This window comes from Micromonospora sp. MH33, from assembly GCF_003013775.1.
In the GTDB taxonomy this organism is placed as follows: Bacteria; Actinomycetota; Actinomycetes; order Mycobacteriales; family Micromonosporaceae; genus Micromonospora; species Micromonospora fulviviridis.
Genome location: NZ_MUYZ01000344.1, coordinates 1 through 6,750, shown reverse-complemented (window position 1 = coordinate 6,750; position 6,750 = coordinate 1). Strand labels below are relative to the sequence as shown.

Below are 6,750 nucleotides of genomic sequence, written 5' to 3'. Positions count from 1 at the left end.
CGCCGGGCTGCTCCTCGCGGCCACCGTCGCGCTGGTCCTGGGGCCGCCCGGGCCGCCGTCCTGGGCCGGGCTGTCGGCGGTGGCCGCCGCCGTCGGCGTGCCGGCCCTCGGTTGGTACGCCGGACGCACCGCGACCGGGGCCGGCGGCCGGCAGGTGGCCGCCTTCCGGGCGGTGCTGGTGGTGGCGCTCATCGATGTGGTGCTGCTGGTGGCGAGCGGCCGGGTGGTCTGACGGTTCCCCACGAAGGTGGCATTACCGGGTCGGCGTGCGGGCCTCGATCAGCTCCAACTACCCTGGAGCGCGGTCTGCGCGGGTATGGCCACCCCGTGTCCGGCGTCCGGCCGGGTGGGGATCGTGACGAGGAGGACCGACGTGACGCGCTCGATCAGGGGTTCCGGGCGGGCGGCCCTGTTGCTGGCCGGCACGGCGGCGGCGACGAGTCTGCTGCTGTCCGGGTGTGGCGCCGGCCAGGTGGCCGAGACCGCCAACAAGATCCCGTCGGTGCAGGGCGTCAACGTCCAGACCCCCGACAACCTCTACAAGGTGCGCGGCCTCTACGTGGAGTTCCCCGGCCCGGAGGGTTACCAGTCCGGCGCCAACGCGCGGCTGAACGTGGTCATCTACAACGACAGCCAGCAGCCGGTGATCGTGACCGTCACCACCGACGGCGCCCGGGAGATCGTGCTCGGCGGCGCCGGGGCGGGCAGCGAGGCGGCCACCCCGACCGGCTCGCCGACCGAGCCGGCCTCCGCGTCGCCCACCGCGACCGACCCGAGCGCCTCGCCCAGCCAGTCGGTCGGCACCAGCGAGTCCCCGTCGGCGAGCGGCTCGGCCTCGGCCAGCGGGTCCGCCTCGGCGAACCCGTCGCCGTCGGCCAGCGAGTCGGTGCCGGCCGGCCAGCCGGCCCGGATCGAGATCCCGGCCCTCAGCTACGTCCAGCTGACCGGCAGCAGCCCGCGGTTCCTCCAGCTCGTCGGCCTGAACCAGAGCCTGCGCGTCGGTCAGCCGGTCAACCTGACCTTCGACTTCGGCGGCGGCAAGGTCATCAAGACCGGCGCGGCGGTCGGCGTCCCGCTGACCCCGGCCGCACCGCCCTCGCCGGTGGTGCAGCCCCGCGAGGAGGAGGGCGGCGCCGGTCACCCGGGCGGCCTCATCGAGGGCGGCACCGAGGGCGGCAACCACAGCTGACGCCCGACCCAGCTCCGACGACACCGCCGGTGTGGCCAGCGCCACGCCCGGCGGTGTCGCCGTTTCCGGGTGGGCTTTCGTCGTACCGTCCGGTTAGCGTCCTGGGGTGAGCACGCCCCGATCGACCTCGCCCCGCGCCACCGCCGGCCGCGCCCGCACCACCGCCAAGGAGCCGCGCCCGGCCTACGAGTGCGACGCCTGCGGCCACCAGCCCCCCAAGTGGGTGGGGCGCTGCCCGGAGTGCGGCGAGTGGGGCTCCGTGGTCGAGTGCACGGTGACCGGCCCGTTGGTGTCCGGCCGGGTGGTCAGCTCCCGGATGCCGGCCGAGCCGGCCCGCCCGATCGCCACCATCAGCGCCGCGCCCGCCCGGGCCCGTGCCACCGGGGTCAGCGAGCTCGACCGGGTGCTCGGCGGCGGCCTCGTCCCCGGCGCGGTGGTGCTGCTCGCCGGCGAGCCCGGGGTCGGCAAGTCCACCCTGCTGCTCGACGTGGCCCAGCAGTGGGCGGCCAACGCGGGCAGCCCGTCGCTGGTGGTCAGCGGCGAGGAGTCGGTCAGCCAGGTGCGGCTGCGCGCCGAGCGGATGGGCGCCCTGCACGAGCAGCTCTACCTGGCCGCCGAGAGCGACCTGTCGGCGGTGCTCGGGCACCTCGACGCGGTCAAGCCGGGGCTGCTGGTGCTCGACTCGGTGCAGACCATCTCCACCCCGGGCACCGAGGGCGTGCCGGGCGGGGTGACCCAGGTCCGGGCGGTCACCGCGGCCCTGGTCGCGGTCGCCAAGGAACGCGGCATCGCCACGGTGCTGGTCGGGCACGTCACCAAGGACGGCCAGGTCGCCGGCCCCCGGGTGCTGGAGCACCTGGTCGACGTGGTGCTGCACTTCGAAGGCGACAAGCACTCCTCGCTGCGCATGGTCCGCGGGGTGAAGAACCGGTTCGGCGCGGCCGACGAGGTGGGCTGCTTCGAGATGCACGAGGGCGGCATCAGCAGCCTGGCCGACCCGTCCGGCCTCTTCCTGACCCGCTACTCGGAGCCGGTGCCGGGCACCTGCGTGACGGTGGCCATGGAGGGGCGGCGTGCCCTGGTCACCGAGGTGCAGGCGCTGATCGGCGCCACGGTCGCCGGCTCCCCCCGGCGCACGGTCTCCGGGCTGGACAGCGCCCGGCTGGCCATGGTGCTCGCGGTGCTCCAGCGCCGCACCGAGCGGCTCACCCTGCACGACCGCGAGGTCTTCGCCGCCACGGTGGGCGGCATCCGGGTGGTCGAGCCGGCGGCCGACCTGGCCGTGGCGCTGGCGGTCGCCTCGGGCGGGCTCAACCTGGCCCTCAACCCGCACCTGGTGGCCATCGGCGAGGTCGGGCTCACCGGCGAGGTACGCCGGGTCGGGGCGGTGCCCCGCCGGCTCGCCGAGGCGGCCCGGCTCGGCTTCCGGCTGGCGCTCGTTCCGCCCGGCTGCGGCCCCGGCAGCAGCGGGGTGGCCCCGGAGAACATGCGGGTGATGGAGGTCACCGACGTCCGGGCGGCCCTCCAGGCTGCGGCGCGCGCGTCGGCCGAGTGACGGTCCGTAGGCGTACGGTGGGACCGGCCGGGCGATTTCGGACAGCCGGCGCAGCGGGTCGGCGACCGGGGGAGCCGGACATCGTGACACATCACAGTAACCACGAGAGCACCCACCGCACGGCAGTCCGTAGACTGTGCCCGTGCCGATCGACCGCGATGCCACCAAGCCCGCCGCGACGACGCCGCACGCCCGCACCGGGGCCGTGGGCTCCCCCGCCCGTGCCATCAGCGTGAGCGTCACCGGAAACGTCGGCGGGGCCAGCGGTGACCCGCTGCGGGCCAACCTCGCCCTCATGGCGCCGGGCACCGCGCTCCGCGACGGCCTGGAGCGGATCCTGCGCGGCCGCACCGGCGCGCTGATCGTGCTCGGCTACGACAAGGTCGTCGAGCAGATCTGCACCGGCGGCTTCCCGCTCGACGTCGAGTTCTCCGCGACCCGGGTCCGCGAGCTGTGCAAGATGGACGGGGCCGTGGTGCTCTCCAGCGACGGCACCCGGATCGTCCGGGCCGCCGTGCACCTGATGCCCGACCCGTCGATCCCCACCGAGGAGTCCGGCACCCGGCACCGCACCGCGGAGCGGGTGGCCCGGCAGACCGGCTACCCGGTGATCTCGGTCAGCCAGTCCATGCGGATCATCAGCCTCTACGTCAACGGCCAGCGGCACGTGCTGGACGACTCGGCGGCGATCCTCTCCCGCGCCAACCAGGCGCTGGCCACCCTTGAGCGCTACAAGCTCCGGCTGGACGAGGTCTCCGGCACCCTCTCCGCCCTGGAGATCGAGGACCTGGTCACCGTCCGCGACGCGGTGGCCGTGGTGCAGCGGCTGGAGATGGTCCGCCGCATCGCCGACGAGATCGCCGGCTACGTGGTCGAACTGGGCACCGACGGCCGGCTCCTCGCCCTCCAGCTCGACGAGCTGATGGCCGGCGTGGACGCCGACCGCACCCTGGTCATCCGGGACTACCTGCCGGTCGGCCGGAAGTCGCGCACCCTCGACGAGGCCCTGGTCGAACTCGACCTGCTCAGCGCCACCGAGCTGATCGACCTGGTCGCGGTGGCCAAGGCGATCGGCTACCCGTCCGCCTCCGACGCGCTCGACGCCGCGGTGAGCCCGCGCGGCTTCCGCCTGCTGGCCAAGGTGCCCCGGCTCCCCGCGGCCGTGGTCGACCGGCTGGTGGTGCACTTCGGCAGCCTCCAGCGGCTGCTCGGCGCGACCGTGGAGGACCTCCAGGCCGTCGAGGGGGTGGGCGACGCCCGCGCCCGGGGCGTCCGGGAGGGGCTGTCCCGGCTCGCCGAGGCGTCCATCCTGGAGCGCTACGTCTGACCGGCGTCAGCCGGTGATGGTCAGCTTCACCGGCTCGCTGAGCTTGGTGCCCACCCGGGCGAAGACCTGGTACGTGCCGATCGGGGCGTACGGGCCATTGGCCAGGCCGTTGGCGCAGCGGCTCACGTCGCGCCCGTTCCAGCCCAGCTCGTAGGAGCGCTCGAAGTTCGGTGTGAACGACTGCACGTCCGAGCCCTTGCCGGTGCCGCAGGTGTCCGAGGACCAGATCTTCTCCGCGCCGGCCTTCACGTAGAGCTCCTGGAGGTCGGCCCCCACGTCCCGGCTGCAGGTGCGCTCCGAGATGTTCTTGATTTTGAGGCGCAGGGTGACCACCGTGCCCCGCTGGGCGGTGGCCGGCAGCGCCACCGGGGTCACCCGGATCTCCGAGTCGGCGCAGGTGCCGTCGTCGGCCACCGGGGCGGCCGGCGCGCCACCGTCGTTCGTGCCGGTGCCGCCGCCGTTGTTCGTCCCCGTGCCACCACCGTTGTTCGTCCCACTGCCGTCGCCCGTCCCGCTGCCGCCACCCGAGTCGCCCGGGGTGGGCGAGGGGCTGGTGGACCGCGGGGTCAGCAGCGAGCCGGTCGGCCCCGGGGCCGCCGTGTTGCTCGGCGACACACCGCCGGCGGACCCACCGGTGTTCCGATTGGGTTCGGAGCAGGAATAGACCAGGACGATCAGAAAGAGCAGAACGGCGCCGAGTACGACGGCTCGACGCCGCCAGTACACGGTGGGAGGCAGAGGGCCGACCGTCAGACGCATGATGCGTTCACCGTAGCGGCGCGACGCCCGGCCCGCTGGTGCGACGCGCCGGTGACCCGTCGTCCGGCTTCACCACCCCTCCACAGTGGACGGCTCACCGCACCGACGGACGCCACCGGACCACCGCCGGTCAGAGGTAGACCTTGCGCTGGTAGACGGCGTGCGCCCCGGCCACCCGGTCGAGGAAGAGCAGGCCGGCGCAGTGGTCGATCTCGTGCTGGAGCGCCCGTGCCTCGAACCCGTCGGTGACCAGCCGCACCGCGTCACCGCTGCCCGGCAGCACGCCATCGACCACCAGGCGGCTGGCCCGCTTCACGTCGCCGGTCAGGTCAGGCACCGACATGCAGCCCTCCCGCCCGGCCTTCCAGCGGCTCGCCTCCACCACGGTGGCGTTGCAGAGCACGAAGGTGCCGTGCACGGTGACCGCCTTCGGATGTCCGGTCACGTCCACCGCGAACACCTGGGCGCTCACCCCGACCTGCGGCGCGGCCAGGCCCACGCAGCCCGGCGACACCCGCATGGTGGCGACCAGGTCGGCGGCGAGCCGGACCACCTCGGCCGAGGTCGGGTCGACCGCCGGCCCGGGCCGGCTGAGCACCGGATCGGGCGCGGCCACCACCTGGCGTACCTCGCCGGCGAAGCCGAGCTTCTCCGGGGTCCAGCCGCCCAGGCCGGCGTACTCCTCCGCCGTCACAGCAGGTCCGTGTCCGCCGGGCGGAGGCTGACCCCCACGCCCAGCTCCGCAGCGGTACGGGCGAGCCGGCCGGCCACCTCGTCGGCGCTGCCCGGGGGCAACTCGACCTCGGCGACCACCACGTAGAGCGAACCGGTCAGCCGGGTGCTCAGATCGGTCACGTTGCCGCCCGCGTCGGTCAGCACCCGGGTCATCGCCGCCACGATGCCCATCCGGTCGGCGCCGTGCACCGCCATCACGTACGGCTCGCCGGCGGGCGCGGCCTGCCCGTCGGGGGTGACCGCGCGTACGGTGGCCAGCAGTTGACCCTCGGCGGCGAGCGGGGCCAGCGCGGCCTCGACGTCGGCGGCGGCCGGGCCCACGCAGATCAGGGTCATCGCGAAGTGTCCCCGCAACCGGGTCATCGTCGAGTCGGTGAGGTTCGCCCCGAGCCGCGCGAGGACCTCGGCGACGTCGGCCACGATGCCCGGCCGGTCCCGGCCGATGACGGTGATCGCGAGCTCGTTCATCCGGACATTCTGCCCGGTCACCGCGGGTCCGCCGCGACGGCCCGCCCGCCCGCCCAACCTGCGGGAAAGCCGCCCGTGGCATCATCGGCGGCGCCATGTCTGAGCCCACCTTCGCCACCCTGGTCAGCCGGTGGTACGAGCACAACGCCCGCGACCTGCCGTGGCGCGAGCCGGGTATCGGCGCCTGGGCGATCCTGGTCAGCGAGGTCATGCTCCAGCAGACGCCGGTGGTCCGGGTGCTGCCCGCCTGGGAGGCGTGGCTGACCCGCTGGCCGACCCCGGCCGCGCTGGCCGAGGACAGCCCGGCCGAGGCGATCCGGATGTGGGGCCGCCTCGGCTATCCCCGCCGCGCCGTACGCCTGCGCGACTGCGCGGTGGCCATCGTGGAACGGCACGGCGGCGAGGTTCCGGAGCGGCTCGACCAACTGCTGGCGCTGCCCGGCGTCGGCACGTACACGGCGCGGGCGGTCGCGGCGTTCGCGTACGGGCAGCGGCACCCGGTGGTGGCCACCGAGGAGCTGCTGCCGGTCGAGCCGGCCGCGGCGGCGCTGGCCAGCGCGGCGTTCATGGAACTCGGGGCGGTGGTCTGCACCGCCCGCGCCCCGCGCTGCACGGTGTGCCCGGTCGAGTCGGTCTGCGCCTGGTCCAGCGCGGCCACTTCTTCGCGGTGGTCGACGAGGTCGACTCGATCCTCATCGACGAGGCGCGGACCCCGCT

7 protein-coding genes and 1 pseudogene are annotated in these 6,750 nt (G+C 74.6%); 5 read left to right on the top strand and 3 right to left on the bottom strand.

Translation table 11 applies throughout. The annotated features are described in order from the left end of the window. From B0E53_RS31670 to disA, 4 genes and pseudogenes are all read left to right on the top strand, one after another. Window positions 1-232 (top strand): annotated as a pseudogene (locus B0E53_RS31670) (hypothetical protein); the annotation flags it as partial. A gap of 141 nt (window positions 233-373) precedes the next feature. Beyond that, complete coding sequence (locus B0E53_RS31665) at window positions 374-1,189, top strand: hypothetical protein (protein WP_107079335.1); 816 nt, start codon at window positions 374-376, stop codon at window positions 1,187-1,189. Window positions 1,190-1,295: 106 nt separating this feature from the next. Then, window positions 1,296-2,744 (top strand): DNA repair protein RadA, encoded by a 1,449-nt coding sequence (gene radA, locus B0E53_RS31660; protein ID WP_107079334.1) that lies wholly within the window; start codon window positions 1,296-1,298, stop codon window positions 2,742-2,744. A 142-nt stretch (window positions 2,745-2,886) separates the two neighbouring features. Continuing rightward, window positions 2,887-4,071: a DNA integrity scanning diadenylate cyclase DisA gene (gene disA / locus B0E53_RS31655; protein WP_107079336.1), complete on the top strand. Its 1,185-nt coding sequence runs from the start codon at window positions 2,887-2,889 to the stop codon at window positions 4,069-4,071. Window positions 4,072-4,077: 6 nt separating this feature from the next. Here the strand turns inward: disA and B0E53_RS31650 are convergent, their stop codons facing one another. The 3 genes from B0E53_RS31650 to B0E53_RS31640 all read right to left on the bottom strand — a co-directional run bounded on the left by B0E53_RS31650 (window position 4,078) and on the right by B0E53_RS31640 (window position 6,033). Continuing rightward, the gene (locus tag B0E53_RS31650) at window positions 4,078-4,830 is read right to left on the bottom strand and encodes a hypothetical protein (RefSeq protein ID WP_107079333.1); all 753 of its coding nucleotides are present in this window, start codon (window positions 4,828-4,830) and stop codon (window positions 4,078-4,080) included. A 130-nt stretch (window positions 4,831-4,960) separates the two neighbouring features. Further along, window positions 4,961-5,524, bottom strand: coding sequence for a peptide deformylase (locus tag B0E53_RS31645; protein ID WP_107079332.1), 564 nt, complete (start codon window positions 5,522-5,524; stop codon window positions 4,961-4,963). Continuing rightward, window positions 5,521-6,033, bottom strand: coding sequence for an ACT domain-containing protein (locus tag B0E53_RS31640; RefSeq protein WP_107079331.1), 513 nt, complete (start codon window positions 6,031-6,033; stop codon window positions 5,521-5,523). Before B0E53_RS31640 ends, B0E53_RS31645 begins: the two co-directional genes overlap by 4 nt. Window positions 6,034-6,128: 95 nt before the next feature. Here B0E53_RS31640 and B0E53_RS31635 point away from each other — a divergent pair. After that, window positions 6,129-6,750: A/G-specific adenine glycosylase (locus B0E53_RS31635; RefSeq protein ID WP_246835697.1), on the top strand; the 622-nt coding region annotated here is incomplete at its 3' end.